The sequence below is a fragment of the Nonomuraea indica genome (assembly GCF_002850745.1).
Lineage (GTDB): Bacteria > Actinomycetota > Actinomycetes > Streptosporangiales > Streptosporangiaceae > Nonomuraea > Nonomuraea indica.
This window is the reverse complement of the sequence record NZ_KZ559466.1, coordinates 410,691-426,998: the sequence shown is the minus strand read 5'-3', so window position 1 is coordinate 426,998 and position 16,308 is coordinate 410,691. Positions and strand designations below refer to the sequence as shown.

Annotated in this window: 17 protein-coding genes; 10 read left to right on the top strand and 7 right to left on the bottom strand. The window is 73.6% G+C overall.

All coding sequences use genetic code 11. The features are described 5' to 3' along the window. Window positions 1-151 precede the first annotated feature (151 nt). Genes CXR44_RS01980 through thiE form a run of 3 tightly spaced genes read left to right on the top strand, consistent with a single transcriptional unit; the run spans window position 152 to window position 2,333 of the window. The gene (locus CXR44_RS01980) at window positions 152-1,315 is read left to right on the top strand and encodes an NAD(P)/FAD-dependent oxidoreductase (RefSeq protein WP_245898751.1); all 1,164 of its coding nucleotides are present in this window, start codon (window positions 152-154) and stop codon (window positions 1,313-1,315) included. A 30-nt stretch (window positions 1,316-1,345) separates the two neighbouring features. Continuing rightward, window positions 1,346-1,720, top strand: coding sequence for an Rv2175c family DNA-binding protein (locus tag CXR44_RS01975; protein ID WP_101783078.1), 375 nt, complete (start codon window positions 1,346-1,348; stop codon window positions 1,718-1,720). After that, entirely contained in the window at window positions 1,698-2,333 is a 636-nt protein-coding gene (gene thiE / locus CXR44_RS01970) for a thiamine phosphate synthase (protein ID WP_101783077.1), read from the top strand. The genes CXR44_RS01975 and thiE overlap by 23 nt, the downstream gene beginning before the upstream one ends. 211 nt (window positions 2,334-2,544) lie before the next feature. On the opposite strand, the gene CXR44_RS01965 is transcribed toward thiE, so the two are convergent. Then, window positions 2,545-3,612, bottom strand: a complete 1,068-nt coding sequence (locus CXR44_RS01965) for a polyprenyl synthetase family protein (protein WP_101783485.1) — start codon at window positions 3,610-3,612, stop codon at window positions 2,545-2,547. 91 nt (window positions 3,613-3,703) lie between these two features. On the opposite strand from CXR44_RS01965, the gene metF reads away from it, so the two are divergent. Then, on the top strand, window positions 3,704-4,627 hold the full coding sequence (gene metF / locus CXR44_RS01960; RefSeq protein ID WP_101783484.1) for a methylenetetrahydrofolate reductase [NAD(P)H]: 924 nt from the start codon (window positions 3,704-3,706) through the stop codon (window positions 4,625-4,627). Window positions 4,628-4,965: 338 nt separating this feature from the next. Here the strand turns inward: metF and CXR44_RS01950 are convergent, their stop codons facing one another. Next, a complete protein-coding gene (locus CXR44_RS01950) occupies window positions 4,966-5,544 on the bottom strand; it encodes a GNAT family N-acetyltransferase (protein WP_101783483.1) in 579 nt (192 codons plus the stop codon). Window positions 5,545-5,554: 10 nt separating this feature from the next. Further along, window positions 5,555-6,055, bottom strand: coding sequence for a YbaK/EbsC family protein (locus CXR44_RS01945; protein ID WP_101783075.1), 501 nt, complete (start codon window positions 6,053-6,055; stop codon window positions 5,555-5,557). A gap of 93 nt (window positions 6,056-6,148) precedes the next feature. On the opposite strand from CXR44_RS01945, the gene CXR44_RS01940 reads away from it, so the two are divergent. Continuing rightward, window positions 6,149-7,021, top strand: a complete 873-nt coding sequence (locus CXR44_RS01940) for a L,D-transpeptidase family protein (RefSeq protein ID WP_245898749.1) — start codon at window positions 6,149-6,151, stop codon at window positions 7,019-7,021. A gap of 67 nt (window positions 7,022-7,088) precedes the next feature. Here the strand turns inward: CXR44_RS01940 and CXR44_RS01935 are convergent, their stop codons facing one another. Both CXR44_RS01935 and CXR44_RS01930 read right to left on the bottom strand, forming a co-directional pair. Continuing rightward, entirely contained in the window at window positions 7,089-8,072 is a 984-nt protein-coding gene (locus CXR44_RS01935; RefSeq protein WP_101783074.1) for an aldo/keto reductase, read from the bottom strand. Between the two features lie 149 nt (window positions 8,073-8,221). Beyond that, on the bottom strand, window positions 8,222-8,653 hold the full coding sequence (locus tag CXR44_RS01930; protein WP_101783073.1) for a RidA family protein: 432 nt from the start codon (window positions 8,651-8,653) through the stop codon (window positions 8,222-8,224). Between the two features lie 74 nt (window positions 8,654-8,727). Between CXR44_RS01930 and CXR44_RS01925 the strand changes: the two genes are divergently transcribed. Both CXR44_RS01925 and CXR44_RS01920 read left to right on the top strand, forming a co-directional pair. Continuing rightward, a complete protein-coding gene (locus tag CXR44_RS01925; RefSeq protein ID WP_101783072.1) occupies window positions 8,728-9,669 on the top strand; it encodes a LysR family transcriptional regulator in 942 nt (313 codons plus the stop codon). Between the two features lie 104 nt (window positions 9,670-9,773). After that, on the top strand, window positions 9,774-11,618 hold the full coding sequence (locus CXR44_RS01920) for a hypothetical protein (protein WP_101783071.1): 1,845 nt from the start codon (window positions 9,774-9,776) through the stop codon (window positions 11,616-11,618). Window positions 11,619-11,760: 142 nt separating this feature from the next. On the opposite strand, the gene CXR44_RS01915 is transcribed toward CXR44_RS01920, so the two are convergent. Then, the gene (locus CXR44_RS01915) at window positions 11,761-12,372 is read right to left on the bottom strand and encodes a TetR/AcrR family transcriptional regulator (RefSeq protein ID WP_101783070.1); all 612 of its coding nucleotides are present in this window, start codon (window positions 12,370-12,372) and stop codon (window positions 11,761-11,763) included. 97 nt (window positions 12,373-12,469) lie between these two features. On the opposite strand from CXR44_RS01915, the gene CXR44_RS01910 reads away from it, so the two are divergent. Both CXR44_RS01910 and CXR44_RS01905 read left to right on the top strand, forming a co-directional pair. After that, window positions 12,470-13,660, top strand: a complete 1,191-nt coding sequence (locus CXR44_RS01910; RefSeq protein WP_101783069.1) for a cytochrome P450 — start codon at window positions 12,470-12,472, stop codon at window positions 13,658-13,660. A gap of 9 nt (window positions 13,661-13,669) precedes the next feature. Then, window positions 13,670-13,861 carry a ferredoxin gene (locus CXR44_RS01905; RefSeq protein ID WP_101783068.1) on the top strand — a complete coding sequence of 64 codons (192 nt, stop codon included), beginning with the start codon at window positions 13,670-13,672 and terminating at the stop codon, window positions 13,859-13,861. 267 nt (window positions 13,862-14,128) lie between these two features. Here CXR44_RS01905 and CXR44_RS01900 read toward each other — a convergent pair whose 3' ends face one another. Then, window positions 14,129-14,683 carry an NUDIX domain-containing protein gene (locus CXR44_RS01900; protein WP_219601632.1) on the bottom strand — a complete coding sequence of 185 codons (555 nt, stop codon included), beginning with the start codon at window positions 14,681-14,683 and terminating at the stop codon, window positions 14,129-14,131. Window positions 14,684-15,345: 662 nt separating this feature from the next. Between CXR44_RS01900 and CXR44_RS01895 the strand changes: the two genes are divergently transcribed. Next, window positions 15,346-15,792: an SAV_6107 family HEPN domain-containing protein gene (locus CXR44_RS01895; RefSeq protein WP_101783067.1), complete on the top strand. Its 447-nt coding sequence runs from the start codon at window positions 15,346-15,348 to the stop codon at window positions 15,790-15,792. Window positions 15,793-16,308 lie beyond the last annotated feature (516 nt).

The following is a 16,308-nucleotide window of genomic DNA, read 5'->3' as shown; positions in this document are numbered from 1 at the left end:
TCGCCGGCATGATCCGGATCAGGTGGATTGCGGTCGAAGGCCCGTGCAGCCTTCCTCTCAGCCCGGTGCGGCCGGACTCCCGCGCGTCGTACGCCTCCACCCTAAGCCCTCGCTGCGATCGCCCGGCACCGGGCCCGTTATGGTCATCATCGTGAACCATGTCGTGGTGGTCGGAGCGGGCCTTGCGGGTGTGCGGAGCATCGAGGCGTTGCGGGCGAGGGGGTTCGACGGCGCGATCACCCTCGTGGGCGCCGAACGCCACCGTCCCTACGACCGTCCGCCGTTGTCCAAGGCGGTCCTGCTGGGCGCCAGTGACTCCAGCTACGTCGACTTCGACGCCGACGCGCTGCGGGTGGACTTCCGGCCGGGCGTCGGCGCCACGTCGCTGCGGCCCGGCGTCGTGGAGACCACCGAGGGCGAGCTGCCCTACGACGGCCTCGTCATCGCCACCGGCGCCGATCCCGTCACGGTGCCCGGCGAGGGACAGCAGCACGTGCTGCGCACCCTCGACGACGCGCTGGAGCTGCGCGCCAGGCTGGTGCCCGGCGCCCGCGTCCTCGTCATCGGGGCCGGGTGGATCGGCGCCGAGGTGGCCACGGCGGCCCGCCGCGTCGGCTGCGAGGTCATCGTGGTCGAGGCCGGCGCCGCGCCGCTCGCGCAGGCCGTCGGCCCCGAGATCGGCGCCCGCACCCTGAGCTGGTACGACGGCATCGACCTGCGGCTGGAGACGATGGTCGGCTCGGTCGAGGAGGGCGGCGTCGAGCTGGTCGGCGGGGAGTTCGTGCAGGCGCACGTCGTCGTCACCGGGATCGGCGTCCGCCCGGCCGTCGAGTGGCTGGCGGGCGCCGAGATCGACCTGCACAACGGCGTCGTCACCGACGAGCACCTGCGCGCCTCGCTGCCGGGCGTCGTCGCCGTCGGCGACTGCGCCGCCTGGTGGTCGCGCCGGTACGGGACGCGGCTGCGGGTCGAGCACTGGGACACCGCGCTCGGCGCCCCCGAGGTGGCCGCCGCGACCCTGCTCGGCGAGGAGGCCGTCTACGACCCGGTGCCGTACTTCTGGTCGGAGCAGTTCGGGCACATGCTCCAGTACGCCGGCCACCGCGAGGCGGGAGAGCGGCTGCTGTACCGGGGCGGGCCGGAGGGCAAGTGGGCGGCCGTCTGGCTCACCGGCGACGACCGGCTCGCCGCCGTGCTGACCGTCGACCGGCCGCGGGACCTGGTCCAGGGCCGCCGGCTCATCGCGGCGGGGCGGCGACTCGACGCGAACCGCCTGGTAGATCCCGATATTTCGCTACGAGATTGTGTTGTTTGAGCCAGCACGGCATGTGGTAGTTGTGGTTCCGTGACGCTTTCTGTTGCACAGATCGACCGGGAGACCGACCAGCTCGTCGACGAGTGGCTCACTCTTCCCGAAGTGGCCGACCGCCTGGGGCTGTCCCTGGGCAGGGCCAAGCAACTCCTCAAGGACCACAAGCTGCTGGGCGTCCGCCGCGGCAGCGGTGGGCCGCAGGTGCCCGCGGTGTTCATCGACGGAAAGGACGTGATGAAGGGTCTGCCGGGCACGCTCACCGTGCTGCAGGACGCCGGATACGACGACGTTGAGGCGCTGCGCTGGCTCTTCACCCCCGACGACTCGCTGCCGGGCTCGCCCGTCCAGGCGATCAAGGCCGGTCGTCACACCGAGGTCAAGCGGCGTGCCCAGGCCCTCGCTTTCTGACGCCCGGCTCTACCTCTGCACCGACGGCCGGCGCGAGCGGGGGGACCTGGCCGAGTTCCTCGACGCCGTGCTGGCGGCCGGCGTGGACATCGTCCAGCTCCGCGAGAAGGGGCTGGAGGCGCGCGAGGAGCTGGCGCTGCTGGAGGTGTTCCGCGACGCGTGCGACCGGCACGGCAGGCTGCTGGCGGTCAACGACCGGGCGGACGTGGCCTACGCCGCCCGGCCCGACGTGCTCCACCTGGGGCAGGACGACCTGCCCGTGAGGGTCGCGCGAGAGATACTCGGCGACGACGTCCTCATCGGCAGGTCCACCCACTCCACCGCCGAGGCGTCCGCCGCCGCGGTGGAGGAGGGCGTCGACTACTTCTGCTGCGGCCCCGTCTGGCCCACGCCCACCAAGCCCGGCAGGCCGGCGCCGGGGCCCGCGCTGCTCCGGCACGCGGCCTCGCTCGGCACGGACCGGCCGTGGTTCGGCATCGGCGGCATCGACCTCGCCAACCTGGACGAGGTCATGTCCTACGGGGTCACGCGGGTCGTCGTGGTGAGGGCGATCACCGACGCCGACGACCCGGGCGCCGCGGCGGCCGAGTTCGCCAAGCGCCTGGCCCGCTGAATCCTCCGGCACCTCGGCAGGCCACGGTCCCGCACTCCGACGGCCCGTCACCTCGGCAGGCCGTCACCTCGACGGTCCCGCACTCCGAGGTCCCGTCACCTCGACCGGCCCCGGGACTCCGGCGGGCCGGGACTCCGGGTGCCTGGCACGCCGGGTGCCTGGCACCCGGCGTGGCCCGGTCGCTGGGGCTGCCGAGCCGCCGGGCGGGCGGTCAGGTTCTGCGTGAGGTGGCCGCCACGGCCAGCTCCGCCAGGGCGGCGCGGGCCTCCGGCGTGATCGGGGCCTTGTCGAGGCAGGCCAGCGCCTCGCCCAGGTAACTCCTGATCAGGTCCTCGCACTCGTTCAGCGCGCCCGTGTCGTCGATGATCGCGCGCAGTGTGGCCACGCCCCCGTCGTCGAGGCCGGGGTCTCCCAGCAGGCGGCGCACGGTCGCCGCCTGCTGCGGCGAGGCGGCGGCCAGGGTGCGGGCGACGAGCATCGTCCGCTTGCCCTCGCGCAGGTCGTCGCCGGCCGGCTTGCCGGTGTGCGCCGGGTCGCCGAACACGCCGAGGATGTCGTCGCGCAGCTGGAAGGCGATCCCCACCCGCGTGCCGAACGTCGTGCACAGCTCGTCCATCCACGGCAGCCGCTCGCCGGCGGCGAGGACCAGGCCGAGCCGCAGCGGCTGCTCGACGGAGTACTTGCCGCTCTTGTACAGGGCGACGCGCAGGGCCGACTCGAACGTGTTCTCCCCGTGGGCCTGCTCCAGCAGGTCGAGGTACTGGCCGCACATCAGCTCGGTGCGCATGTGGTCGTGCACCGGCTGGGCGGCCGCCAGCGAGGCGGGCGGCAGGCCGCTGGTGCGCCACATCTCGCCCGACCAGATCAGCAGCAGGTTGCCCAGCAGGATCGCCGCGCCCACGCCGAACTGCTCCGCCGACCCCTGCCAGCCGGACTCGGCGTGGATCGTCTCGAAGCGCCGGTGCGCCGCCGGCATGCCCCGGCGCAGGTCGCTCTTGTCCATCACGTCGTCGTGCACCAGCGCGCTGGCCTGCAGCAGCTCCAGAGAGGCGGCAGCGGTGAAGATCTCCGGCAGGTCGGCGCCACCCGCGCCGCGCCAGCCCCAGTAGCAGAACGCCGGACGCAGCCGCTTGCCGCCCGCCAGCAGCTCGGTGGCGGCGACGCGCAACGGCTCCAGCTCCTCCGACCCCGCTGCGGGGAGCTGCCGGTCGACGAACGCCCGCAGGGAACGATCAACCTGTTCGCGCAGGGTGTCCATGCCCGCGGCCTCAGTGCTCATGTGCATGAGACTAGTGGTCGCGCGCCCGAAGCAGGATCTGCAGGTTCCTCTGGGACCGCTGGTGCGGGACAGGTCGGGGTACCCTGACCTCATGGCCCTTGGTCGACCATCCGTCCTCCCCGATCGCGTCCCCACCGTCCGCGAGCTCCTCGCCGCAGGCGGGCGCTCGTTCTCCTTCGAGTTCTTCCCCCCGAAGACCGACGAGGGGGAGCGCCAGCTGTGGCGGGCGATCAGGGAGCTCGAGGCCCTGCGCCCGACGTTCGTCTCGGTGACCTACGGCGCGGGCGGTTCCACTCGTGACCGCACGGTCGACATCGTCGAGCGGCTGGCCCACGGCACCACGCTGACGCCCGTGGCCCACTTCACGGCGGTCAACCACTCCGTGCGCGAGCTGCGCCACCTGGTGGGCCGGTTCGCCGACGCGGGGGTGCGCAACATCCTGGCCGTGCGCGGTGACCCGCCCGGCGACCCGACCGGCGAGTGGGTCAGGCACCCCGAGGGTGTCCTCTACGCCGAGGAGCTGGTGCGGCTGATCCGGCAGGCGGGCGACTTCTGCGTCGGCGTGGCCGCGTTCCCCTACAAGCACCCGCGCTCGCCGTCCATCGAGTCCGACACCGACTACTTCGTGCGCAAGTGCCGGGCCGGCGCCGACTTCGCGATCACGCAGATGTTCTTCCAGGCGGAGGACTACCTGCGGCTGCGCGACCGGGTGGCGGCCCAGGGCTGCGACACGCCGATCATCCCGTGCATCATGCCGGTCACGCAGATGAGCACGATCGCGCGGTCGGAGCAGCTGTCGGGCGCGCCGTTCCCGCCCGACGTGGCGGCCCGTTTCGAGGCCGTGGCCCACGACCCCGCGGCAGTGCGCGAGCTGGGCATCGACCACGGGGCCGAGCTGTGCCAGCGGCTGCTCGACGAGGGGGCGCCGGGCATCCACTTCATCACCTTCAACCGGTCGAGCGCCTCGCGCGAGGTCTTCCAGCGCCTGTCGCACGCGGAGGCCGTGACCGCCTGAGGCTCGCATCGCGCGGGACGATGGGCGGTGACCGCCTGACGCTCAGGTTGCGCGGGAGGCTCGGCGGTGACCGCCTGACGCTCACGTTGCGCGGGACGGTCTGCGGTGACGGCCTGAGGCTCACGGTGCGTGGGACGACGGGCCGTGAACGCCTGAGGCTTCCGCTGCGCGGGACGATCGGCCGGGGTCCCGCCACCCGCCCGCAGGGGGACCCGGCGGGTGGCGGGCTGGGGTGGGCAGACGCGGGGTAAAGCGTCCGTTACCTTACGTGTTCGGTTGTGCCCGTCCGTCATGGAGGCCAAACCGGCAGGTCAAGGCTTTACCATGGGTGCCCGGTGTCAGGTCAGCGGCAGTGGCCGGCCGACGATCGCGTACTCCTCGTAACCGCCGGGGAAGACGTACCGGCTGAGCAGGTCCGTGAAGCCCATGGCGGCGTAGAGGTGGCGGGCGGCGGTGGGCCGGTCGTGCGTGGACAGCACGGCCGAGCGTTCGGGCCGGCCCGCGCAGAGCGTCGTGATCATCGCCCGGCCGATCCCCTTGCCCTGGTGGTCGGGGTGCACGTGGATCTCGGCCAGTTCGAACGCGTCGCCCAGCCAGGCGTCGGCCGCCTCGCGTCCGGCGCGGTCCTCCAGCGCCCGGTGGACCACGTCGTGCCACCACTGGCCGGGCGCGCCGTGGAACCCGTACGCGAATCCCACGACGCGTGGCGCCGGCCGCGCCCCGAGCGACATGTCAGAAATTTCCCGTAGCTCCGCGAAATAGCACTGAAAACGGGGATAAGTGGCGTGATTGCGCATGATGGTGGTGCGACCGGTGATCTGTTCGGGCGGTGGGCGCATGGCGGCGGTGTAGATGTCCATCACCGTGTCCAGCCGCTCGCCGAACTCGACGGGCCCGCCGCCGCGGAACTCGATCACCTCGCGCACGCTACTCGACGTCCACGGGGGCGCCCCCGGTGATGCGGACCAACTCCTCGAACGTCGTGGGGAACACCGTGTGCGGATGCCCGCCCGCGGCCCACACGATCTCGTGCTTGCCCAGCCAGTTGTCGACCAGCGTCCGGACCGGCGACGGGTGCCCGACGGGGGCGACCCCGCCGATCGGCTGGCCCGTCGCCTGCCGGACGAACTCGGGGGTGGCCCGCCGTACCGTGCCGACGCCCGCCGTACGGGCGACCAGGTCGACGTCCACGCGGTGCGCGCCGCTCGTGAGCACGAGCAGCGGGGTGCCGTCGGCGTCGAAGACGAGACTGTTGGCGATCGCCCCGACCTCGCAGCCCAGCTGGGCCGCGGCGGTGGCGGCGGTGGGGGCCTTCTCGGGCAGCACGACGATCTCGCCGCCCGCCCCGAGCTCGCGCAGCGCGGACTGGACGATGACGGCGTTGGAAGGCAGCGGCACCCCGCCCGCGCGGGAGAACTTCTCGGACATGCGGACACTCTAAAGCGATTGAGCGCGGCTTTACCGTGCATGGTGTTGGTATAGGGTCCTTTGACTTGATCGTTGAGATGAGGGGTGATTCGGGTGGGCGCACCACGTGTGGTCGCACTCGCGGCCGCGGGCGCCGTCGTGCTCGCCGGTGCGGGATTCGGCACGGGCCTCGTGGCCGGAGCCGGAGCGGGGGCCGCGCAGGCGGCGCCGCCTGCCGCCGCCGTCCGGCCCGCGGTCACCGTCGCCGCCGAGGCCACCACCGGTGTCCTCCAGACGGCCGAGGCCCGGCAGGGTGGCACGGCGGCCTGGTCGGCCCCGCTGAGCGCGCCGAAGCGGCTGAAGCTCGGCGCCAAGGGCGAGGCCGTCGAGGCGCTGCAGCGGCGCCTGGCCGAGCTGGGCTACCGGCCGGGCAAGGCCGACGGCCGGTACGGAGGGACGACGCTCATGGCCGTGTGGGCGTTCCAGAAGGTGAACGGCATCAGGCCGAGCAGCACGGTCGCCACGTCCACCTGGCGGGCACTCGAGCGTCCCAGAGCTCCGAAGGTGCTGGTCAGGAACGGCAAGGCCACCCGCGCCGAGGTGAACCTCACCACGCAGATCATGGTCCTGTACGTGGCCGGGCAGCCGAAGCTGATCAGCCACATCTCCTCGGGCAGCGGCGTGCCGTACTGCGAGACCAGCGTCTGGCAGGGCAAGAGGCAGCGCTTCTGCGGCTCGGCCCGCACGCCCACGGGCGACTACAAGACGACGTGGCGCAAGTCGGGCTGGCACAAGTCCTACCTCGGCCAGCTGTACAACCCGATCTTCTTCAACGGCGGGATCGCGTTCCACGGTGCGCTGTCGGTGCCGCTGTACCCCGCTTCGCACGGGTGCGTCCGGCTGCCCATGAACGTGGCCGAGGTGCTGCCCGGCATGCTGGGCAAGGGCGTGCCGGTGCACGTGCGCGGGGCGTTCAGGAGGGCATGACGCGAGCCCGCCGAGGCGCACCCGGGCCCGCGTGCGGGCCCGGTGCGGAGCCCCAGGCGGGTGACGCCTAGGCGGTGACGCCGGCCTCCTTGGCCGCCGCGTCGATGGCGGCCAGCTCGTCGCCGGTGAAGTCGAGCCGGTCCACCGCCGCCACGTTCGCCTCCAGCTGGGCGGGGCTGGACGCGCCGACCAGCACCGAGGTGACCCGCTCGTCACGCAGCGCCCACGCCAGCGCGAGCTGGGCGACCGTCTGACCGCGTGCCTCGGCGATCGCGCCGAGCGCGCGGACGAACGACAGCACTTCCGGGGTGACCCGGTCCGGGGTGAGGAAGCGGCCCTCGGCGGCCCGCGAGTCCGCCGGGATGCCGTCCAGGTAGCGGTCCGTCAGCAGGCCCTGCGCCAGCGGCGAGTAGACCACGCAGCCCACGCCCTCCCGCTCCAGCACGCCGAGCAGCGATTGCTCGATGCCCCGGTTGAGCAGGGAGTAGGGCGGCTGGTGCACCAGCAGCGGGGTGCCCAGCTCGCGCAGCATCCGGGACACCTCCGCCGTGCGCTCCGGCGAGTAGTTGGAGACGCCGACGTACAGGGCGCGGCCGGAGCGCACGATGTGGTCGAGCGTGCCGACCTGCTCCTCCAGCGACGTCTCCTCGTCGTCGCGGTGCAGGTAGAAGATGTCCACGAAGTCGAGGCCGAGCCGTCGCAGCGACCGGTCGAGCGTGGCGAGCAGGTGCTTGCGGGTGTTGCCCTCGCCGTACGGGCCCTCCCACATGGGGTTGCGGCCCTTGGTGGTGACCACGATCTCGTCGCGCAGGCCGCGCAGGTCCTGGCGGTGGATGGCGCCGAACGCCGACTCGGCCGCGCCGAACGGCGGGCCGTACCTGTCGGCGATGTCGAAGTGGGTGATGCCGAGGTCGAGCGCCTTGCGGACGATGGCCCGCTGGCCGTCGAGCGGCCTGTCGGCGCCGAAGTTGTGCCACAGGCCAAGAGAGATCGCGGGGAGCCGCAGGCCGCTCCTGCCGCAGCGCCGGTACGGCTGGCGTTCGTAGTTCACGGGGGATTCTCGCCCATTCGTCGTCGTGCGGGACAGCGGGACGACGGGGCCCTCCGGCAGCGTGCCGGGGGTCGCCGCCCGGCACGGAGGTTACCGGTGGATCAGCCGGCGTCCGCGTCCGGGGCGCCCGGCAGTCCGGCGACCGGCGATCAGGCGGCGGGCGGACCGGCGGCCGGGTCATCGCGGCCGTCCGGCGTCCACGGGCGGGCCGCGTCCACCTCGATCTCGATCTTCATGCGCGGGTCGGCCAGCCCGCACACGAGCATCGTCGCGGCCGGCCGCACCTCGCCGAAGAAGCGGCGCAGGACCGGCCAGCACGGCTCGAAGTCGTCGCGGTCGGTCAGCAGGTAGCGGACCCGGACCACGTCGGCGAACGAGCAGCCGGCCGCCTCCAGCGCGGCGCCGATGTTGCGCAGGCACTGCTCGGCCTGCTCGACCACGTCGTCGGAGATCGTCATGGTCGCGTAGTCGAACCCGGTCGTCCCCGACACGTGGACGCGGTCGCCGTCCACGACCGCCCGGGCGTACCCGATCCGCTCCTCGAACACGGAACCGCTCATGATCGCACGTCGTTCTCTCACGTCTGGGAACGGTAGGCGACCTGGCCGCGATACGTCCAAGACGCATTGGAGAGCGGTGTGATATCTCTCGGCGTATGGACCGGCCCGAGCTTGCTCTCCACCAGCTGCACGCCTTCGCCGTGCTCGCGGAGGAGCTCCACTTCGGGCGCGCCGCCGAACGGCTGGGCATCGCCCAGCCGCCGCTGAGCCAGCAGATCGGCCGTCTGGAGCGCCGGGTGGGGCACCCGCTGTTCGAGCGGGGCAGGCGCGGGCCCGGCGGCCGGATCGCCCTCACCCCGGCCGGGCGGGAGCTGCTGCCCGCCGCCCGGCGGGCGCTGGACGAGGTGGCCGCCGGGCTCGACGCGGCCCGCCGCACGGGCAGCGGGCAGGCGGGCCGGTTGCGGATCGGCTTCGCGGCGTCGCTGGCGCTCACCGTCCTGCCGAGGATCGTGCGCGTCTACGGAGACCGCCACCCCGGCGTCGAGCTGGAGATCCGCGAGATGACCAGCGCGCCGCAGGCCGCCGCGCTCCGCGAGGGCGGTCTCGACGTCGGGCTGCTGCGCGAGCCGCCGGACGACGACGACCTGGTGGCCGAGCCGGTGCTGTCGGAGCCGTTCGTCGCCGTGCTGCCCGCCGGTCACCCGCTCGCCGCCCGGCGCGTTCTCCCCGTCGCCGCGCTGGCCGGCGAGCCGTTCGTGCTGCTGCCGCGGGCCGCCGGGCCGGCCTTCCACGACCGGATCGTCGAGGTGTGCCGGCAGGCCGGGTTCGAGCCGCGCGTGCGGCAGCGGGCGGTGGAGTGGCAGACGGTCTCGGCGCTGGTCGAGGCCGGGCTCGGGGTGTCGCTGGCGCCGGCGGGCATCCGCCGCGTCCGGCTGGCGGGCGTGGCCTACCGGCGCGTCACGCCCGGCACCGCGCGCACGACGGTCGCGTTGTGCCACCGCCGCGACGACTCCTCGCCGCTGGTGGCCGGCCTCCTGGAGACCGCGCGGGACCTCCGGGGTCGAGGCCGGGGGAGCGGCTGGACCGGGCGGACATAACGTCTGGATAACCCCTTCTGGTGACGGGAGGGTTATCCACCTCCTGCTGGACTCCCATGCCCGAGGCCGGGGCCGCCCCGGCCCGGAGCATCCGGGGGAGAACCATGCTGTCCACACCCGTCGCCCGCCTGAGGCCGCCGCCTGTCGCCCGTCCCGCCGCGCCGGACCGCCGGTGGGGGTGGGCGCTCGCCGGCGGGTGGGTCGCGCAGCTGCTGTTGCGGTCATGGCTGTTCAGGTACCACACGGGTCCGGTGGCCAACCCCGACGAGACCGGCTACCTCCTCGCCGCCCGGTGGCTGGCCGGCGGGCCCGGGGCGGACCTCACCGGGTCCACGTTCTACCAGGGCGGATACGCGCTGCTGCTGGCGCCGATCCACTGGGTGACCGCCGACCCCGCCACGGTCTACCGGCTGGTGGTGGCGGTGGGGTCCATGGTGGCGGCCACGGCGTTCCCGCTGGCGTACCTGGTGCTGCGGCGGCTGGCCGTCGGGCGGGGCGCCGCGCTGGGCCTGGCGTTCGTGGCGGGGGCCGCGCCGTCGCTGCTGCTGTTCTCCGGGCTGGCGCTCGCCGACGCGATCCTGCCGACGCTGCTTCTGGGATGGCTGCTGGCGCTGCACGACCTGGCGGGCGCGGGTCCGGAACAGGGCGGAACCGGGCGGGATGGGACCGGGCGGGATGAGACCGGGCGGGAAGGGACCGGGTGGTGCGGGACGGGGTGCCGGCTGCGGTGCCGGCTGCGGTGCCGGATCATGCGGCGCGGGCGCGGCCGGGATGCGGGTGTGCGGGCGGGGCTGGCCGCCGGGGGACTGGCTGGGTTCGCGGCGACGGTGCACATGCGGGGCATGGTGGTGCTGGCGGTGTCGGTCGTCGTGGTGGGCGGGCTGCTGGTCTCGCGGCGGGTTCCGCGCCGGGCCGGGCTGGCGTCGCTGGCCGTGGCGGCGGCCGTGGCCACGGCGGGCACGGTGCTCAACAGCGCACTGGCCGCCGCGATCTACCCGGGCGGCGCGCGCGACCTGTCCGGCATCCTGGTCTCGCGGCTGGCGGGCCTCGACGGGCAGGTACGGGCGTTGTCCGGGGCGGCCGGACAGCTCTGGAACCTGATCGTGGGCACCTGGGGGCTGGCCGGGATCGGCCTGGCCGCCGCCGCCATCGCCGCCGTACGGGGAGCCGGCCGGGCGGTCTCCTCCGCGCACCGGGTCACGGCCGTGGCGCTGCTGGCCGTCACCTTGGGCATCGCGTACGCCTCGTCCGCCGCGCTGCCCGACGAGCATCGGGTCGGCAACTACGCCTACGGCCGTTACCTAGCGTGCGTCGCCGTGGCGTGGACGCTGGTCGGACTCGGCGTCCTGGCCCGCGCCCGGCGCCCGGCCATCGCCGGGCTCGCGGCCGCCGCGGCGGTGCTGGGAGGGGTGACGGGCGGCCTGGCCGCGTGGCACGCCGGGGACCGGCTCTCCCGGTACGCCTTCATCGCCTTCGACTTCCCCGAGGTGATCTTCCTGAGCGGGGTGCGCGACCGGTTGGACATGGCCGCCGCCTCCCTGACCGCCCTGGCGCTGCTCGCCGCGCTCGCCGCCCTCGCCACGCTCCCGTGGCCCTCGGCGAAGGGGTGGGCGCCGGCGGCAGGACTGGCTGCGGTCACCGTCGCGTTCGTCGTGCACCTGGCCCCCGCGTCGGCTCCGGCGACCGGCCGCGACTGGCTGCCCGCCCCGGGCCCTGGCCGGGTCGCGGTGGACACCCGGGTGAAGTGGAACGTCTGGCTCCCGCTCGCCCACCGCGTCTGGTGGACGAGGCTGGAGAAGTACGACGGCGCCCGTCAGGCTCCGCCGGCGGGCGCCTGCACGGCGATCGTGCCGCCCGCGGCCGGTCCGCCTCCCGCGGGCTGGACCGCCACGGGCGAAGGAGGCCCGTCGAAGGGCTGGACGTCCTGGCGGGGAACGGGCTGCCGCTGACGTTCGCCCGCCGGATCTCCGGGCCGGGCCGGATTCGGGGCCGGCTTTCCGGGCTGAGTCGCCGGGCTGAGTCGCCGGGCTGAGTCGCCGGGCTGAATTGCCGGGCCGGATCTTCGGGCCGGGTCAGGCCGGGCCGGGTGCGTCAGGCGTCGCCGAGGCGGTCGAGGCCGCGCATCGCCACCTCGGCGGCGCGGGCGGCCGCCTTCATCGCCTGCTCCATCGAGTCGCCCCGCTCGAGCGAGGCCATGACGGCGAGCTTCGCCGCGCCGGTCAGCGCGCCCACGGCCGCCGCCGCATCCACCACGTCGAGCCGGTCGGCGTAGGCGTCGTGCAGGGCCCGCGTCAGCCGGAGCTGGCTGTCGAACAGCACGTGCAGCGCCCGCGCCTGCAGGGCGGGGACGTTCATGATGAGGGCCAGGCGCAGCGGCGCGTCGCGCAGCGGGAACTCGTCGTCCTCGGTCGCCTGCGCCATGCTCTCCTGGACGATGCCGAGCAGCAGCCGGGGCAGCGGCTCGTCGGGCTTCCTGGCCGCCACCAGGCCGAGCAGGCGCTCCAGCCGGACGCCGGAGTCGTGGAAGACCACGTCCTCCTTGCTGGCGAAGTAGCTGAAGAACGTGCGCGTCGACACGTCGGCCTCCGCCGCGATCTCGGCGAGCGTCGTCTCCTCGTAGCCCTTGTCGGCGAACAGCCGGAGCGCGGCCTCGATCAGCGCCCGGCGTGTGCGCTGTTTCTTGCGCTCCCGCATACCCACCATGGCGGAACTATACGCGCACCGGCTCATGATTTTCACCCATTGAAACTTTGCACTGGATGAGGTTTTGTGGACGTACCGATCCGGAAGGAGTCCCGGCATGTCCGACCTCACTCTGACCACCGAGCGCGAGCGTCCCCTGGACCCGCCAGACAAGTTCACGGAGCTTCGAGAACGGGGCCCGTTGCACCGCATGAGGTACGCCGACGGGCACCTCGGCTGGCTGGTCACCGGCTACGCGGCCGCCCGCGCCGTGCTGGCCGATCCGCGCTTCAGCAACCGGCCGGAGCTGGCCCACCCGCCCATCCCGGCGCGGCTCGAACTGCTGAAGGAGCAGCAGTTCCAGGTGCCGCCGGGCTTCTTCCTGCGGATGGACGCGCCGGAGCACACGCGCTACCGCAAGCTGCTGGCCGGCCAGTTCACCGTGCGCAGGATGAACCAGCTGGAGCCCCGGATCGCGGAGATCGCCGAAGCCTGCCTCGACCGGATGGAGGCGGGGGAGCGGCCCGCCGATCTGGTGGAGGAGTTCGCGCTGCCGATCCCGTCGCTGGTGATCTGCGAGCTGCTCGGCGTCCCGTACGACGACCGCGAGCGGTTCCAGGCCGACTCCAAGGTGCTCTTCGGCCTCGAGAGCGAGGGCGCCGACGTCGTCGCCGCGATGACGCGCATCTCGACGTTCCTGTACGGCCTCATCCAGCACAAGCGCGCCGAACCCGGCGACGACCTGCTCACCGGGCTCATCGAGGGCGGCGAGCTGACCGACGAGGAGCTCACCGGGGTCGCCTTCCTGCTGCTCGTGGCGGGCCACGAGACCACCGCGAACATGCTGGGCCTCGGCACCTATGCGCTGCTGACCGACCCGGGGCAGCTCGCCGCGCTGCGGGACGACCCCTCGCTGATGGACGACGCGGTCGAGGAGCTGCTGCGCCATCTCACGATCATCCACCTGGGGCCCGTCAGGGCCGCGCTGGAGGACGTCGAGCTGGAGGGCACCGTCATCGCCAAGGGCGAGGCGGTCACCCTCCACCTGCCGGTGGCCAACCGCGATCCCGCGCGCTTCCCCGGCGGAGACCGGCTGGACGTCACCCGGCCCGCGAGCGGCCACCTGACCTTCGGGCACGGCATCCACCAGTGCCTCGGCCAGCAGCTCGCCAGGATCGAGATGAGGGTCGGCTACGCGGCGCTGCTGCGCCGGCTGCCGGGCCTACGCTTGGCCGTACCACCGGAGGAGGTGCCGATGCGCACGGACATGAGCATCTACGGCGTGCACCGCCTCCCTGTCACCTGGTAGGTCACCATCATGAAGATCGAAGCGGATACGACGGTGTGCATCGGGGCGGGCATGTGCGCGCTGACGGTGCCGAAGGTGTTCGACCAGAGTGAGGAGGACGGGACCGTCGTGCTCCTCGACCCGTCGCCGCCGGCGGAGCTGGAGGGCGCCGTGCGCCGCGCCGTGAACCTCTGCCCGTCGGGCGCCTTGTCGGTGTCCTGAGAAACCACGGGCGTTTCGCCGTTTTCCGGCCGTCCTGACGCGTGCGGTTCTGACTGCGGGGTTGCTTTTCTGCCCAGTGGATGGTCAGACGGGCGCTTTTTCCGTCCTGTCGCCATATAGGAGTTTTACGGCCGGCATGGGCCGGCCACCGCCCGCCGCCGTCACGACCGCCCGTCCTTTCCACGCCCCTCGGGCGCACGGGCGCGGCGCCGCGACGTCGCCCGCGGGGCCCCTCCCGGCCGGATCGCCGGCCGGGAGGGACCGGGCTCACTCGCCCGCCAGCAGCAGCAGCGTGTAGGCCGCCAGCGTGGCGGCGTCCGTGATGTCGCCCCGCCGGATCATGGCCTCGACCTCGCCCCGGGGGAACCACTGGTGCCGCAGGTCCTGCTCCTCCGGCTCCAGTTCGGCCTCCCCGTGCGTGAGGTCCGCGGCCAGGAACACGTCGAAGCCCTGCGCCGACACGCCCTTGGCCGAGTCCAGGCGCCCCAGGTGGCGGATCCGCCCCGCCGTGAGGCCGGTCTCCTGGCGTAGCTCCTCGCGGGCCAGCACCTCCGGGTCGCCGGTCGCCAGGTGCGGGAAGGTGCCCTGCGGGAACTCCCACGACCGGGCCCGGACCGGGTAGCGGTACTGCTCGACCAGGTGGAACCCGCCGTCCTCGACGGCGATCACCAGCGCGAAGTCCGGCTTGTCGAGGTAGGTGTAGACGCCTGGCGAGCCGTCGGGGCGGCGGATGCGGTCCTCGCGCAGGCGCAGGTACGCGTTCTCGTACACGATCTCGGTGGACACCTGCTCGATGACCTGTCCCTGCTCCTGCTGCGTCACTGGCTGCTCCCCTGCGCGGTTCGGACGGTTCGGACGGTTCGGACGGTTCCGGCGGTCCCCGGTGTCTCCAGGCGGCTCCGGGCGGCTCCGGGCGGTGCGATGGTTCGGACGTGTCGATGGTTCGGACGGCTCTGCGGGCGTGCGGCGCGGGCACCCCGGGTGCGGCCTCGGGCGCCCCGGGCGTCGTGGCGCCCGTGCCCCGACGCCTGTGCCCCGGTGCCCGTGCGGCGACGGGGCACGTGCGGCGACGGGGCGTGGGCGCGTCGCCGGGCTGCCGCGACGTGCCCAGCTTCCCGCATGGGACGCGCGCCACGCCACGCCCGCGGGGAAGTGGTCGCCCACAACGATCGAACCTGTGTTCTGGAGCAGGTTGACACAGACCGTGATCGAAATTATGTTCGACGTAGTGACGTGAGACTCGCGGCTCACGTCGAGGACCTGATCGCGGGCCACGCTTCCCCCAAGCGAGACCCGCGGTCAGGCTCCACGGGCGAAGGGCGCGTCCTCGTCGTCGGCGGAGACGAGTGGGCGCGTCCTGGCCGGACGGGGAGAGGGGAAGCTTCTCGTCCGGCCGGCCCGGCGGAAATGTCGGTGGCGTCTGCGATCGTTGGCTTCACCGGCGGCGACGCCGGGAGCCGCCACGACCCCAAGGAGGCGTGCACATGGCACCACGGTCTAGAGACCCGCAGGGTCCCGGGCTGTCGCCTGCTGTTCGGGCGCACCTGACGGATTCACGTTCCTGCCTGGCGGAGGCGACGACGGCTCGCACCCCGGCATCCCGGTATGTCGCGGCCCACCTCGCCGCGCTGCGCGCGGCCGCCGCGATCCTGGCCGCCCGCCCACGTCCCATGGAGGGCCGCAGGCGCCGCCTGCGCAGCGCGTGGGAGCTCCTGCCGGAGGCTGAGCCGCAGCTCGCCGAATGGGCGGCCTACTTCGCGGTGAGCGCCGCCAAGCGGGCCAGGGCCGAGGCCGGCATGGTCCGCGGCGTCTCGGCGGCCGACGCCGACGAGTTGCTCACCGAGGCCGAGAAGTTCGTCACCACGGTCGAGGGCATCCTCGGCGTCCCCACCCAGCCACAGCTCCCGGTCACCGTGCCCCTGGCCGGCTGAGCACCTCACCTCCGGGCCCGGCGCCCGGCCCACGGGCCGAGCCGCAATCCCGCGCGGCCATCCGCAGGAGCCCCACGGCCGTCCGCAAGACCCCTGGGGACCACACGCCGGCTGCCCCACGATGCGTGTCCACCGCCTTCGGCCATCCCACGGCGGCTTCCTCCCCGCCCGTCCCACGGCCCTCCGCGCTGTACGACCCTCCGCGCCAGCCCCCCGCACCTGTCCGGCCCTCCGCGCCGTTCGGCCCTCCGCGCCGTTCGGCCCTCCGCGCCGTTCGGCCCTCCGCGCCAGCCCCCCGCACCTGTCCGGCCCTTCGCGCCAGCTCTCCGCGCCTGTTCGGCCCTTCGCGCCAGCCCGCTGCGCCAGCCCGCTGCGCCAGGCTTCCGCGCCTGTGCGGCCCGCTGCGTCGGCGACGCCGCGCCATGATGCCCGAGTCTTCCCGGCTCGCCCCTTACGTCCGACGCTGCCGCCTCGGCCTTTCCGCTGGAGGCTTGGCGCCCGCCCCCTCCGCGTCGG

Coding starts and splice junctions, on each gene's coding strand:
- CXR44_RS01965 (WP_101783485.1), bottom strand. CDS start 3,612: ATGAGCACTGAGGCCGCGGGCATGGACACCCTGCGCGAACAGGTTGAT.
- metF (WP_101783484.1), top strand. CDS start 3,704: ATGGCCCTTGGTCGACCATCCGTCCTCCCCGATCGCGTCCCCACCGTC.
- CXR44_RS01945 (WP_101783075.1), bottom strand. CDS start 6,055: ATGTCCGAGAAGTTCTCCCGCGCGGGCGGGGTGCCGCTGCCTTCCAAC.
- CXR44_RS01925 (WP_101783072.1), top strand. CDS start 8,728: ATGGACCGGCCCGAGCTTGCTCTCCACCAGCTGCACGCCTTCGCCGTG.
- CXR44_RS01920 (WP_101783071.1), top strand. CDS start 9,774: ATGCTGTCCACACCCGTCGCCCGCCTGAGGCCGCCGCCTGTCGCCCGT.
- CXR44_RS01915 (WP_101783070.1), bottom strand. CDS start 12,372: ATGGTGGGTATGCGGGAGCGCAAGAAACAGCGCACACGCCGGGCGCTG.
- CXR44_RS01910 (WP_101783069.1), top strand. CDS start 12,470: ATGTCCGACCTCACTCTGACCACCGAGCGCGAGCGTCCCCTGGACCCG.
- CXR44_RS01905 (WP_101783068.1), top strand. CDS start 13,670: ATGAAGATCGAAGCGGATACGACGGTGTGCATCGGGGCGGGCATGTGC.
- CXR44_RS01895 (WP_101783067.1), top strand. CDS start 15,346: ATGGCACCACGGTCTAGAGACCCGCAGGGTCCCGGGCTGTCGCCTGCT.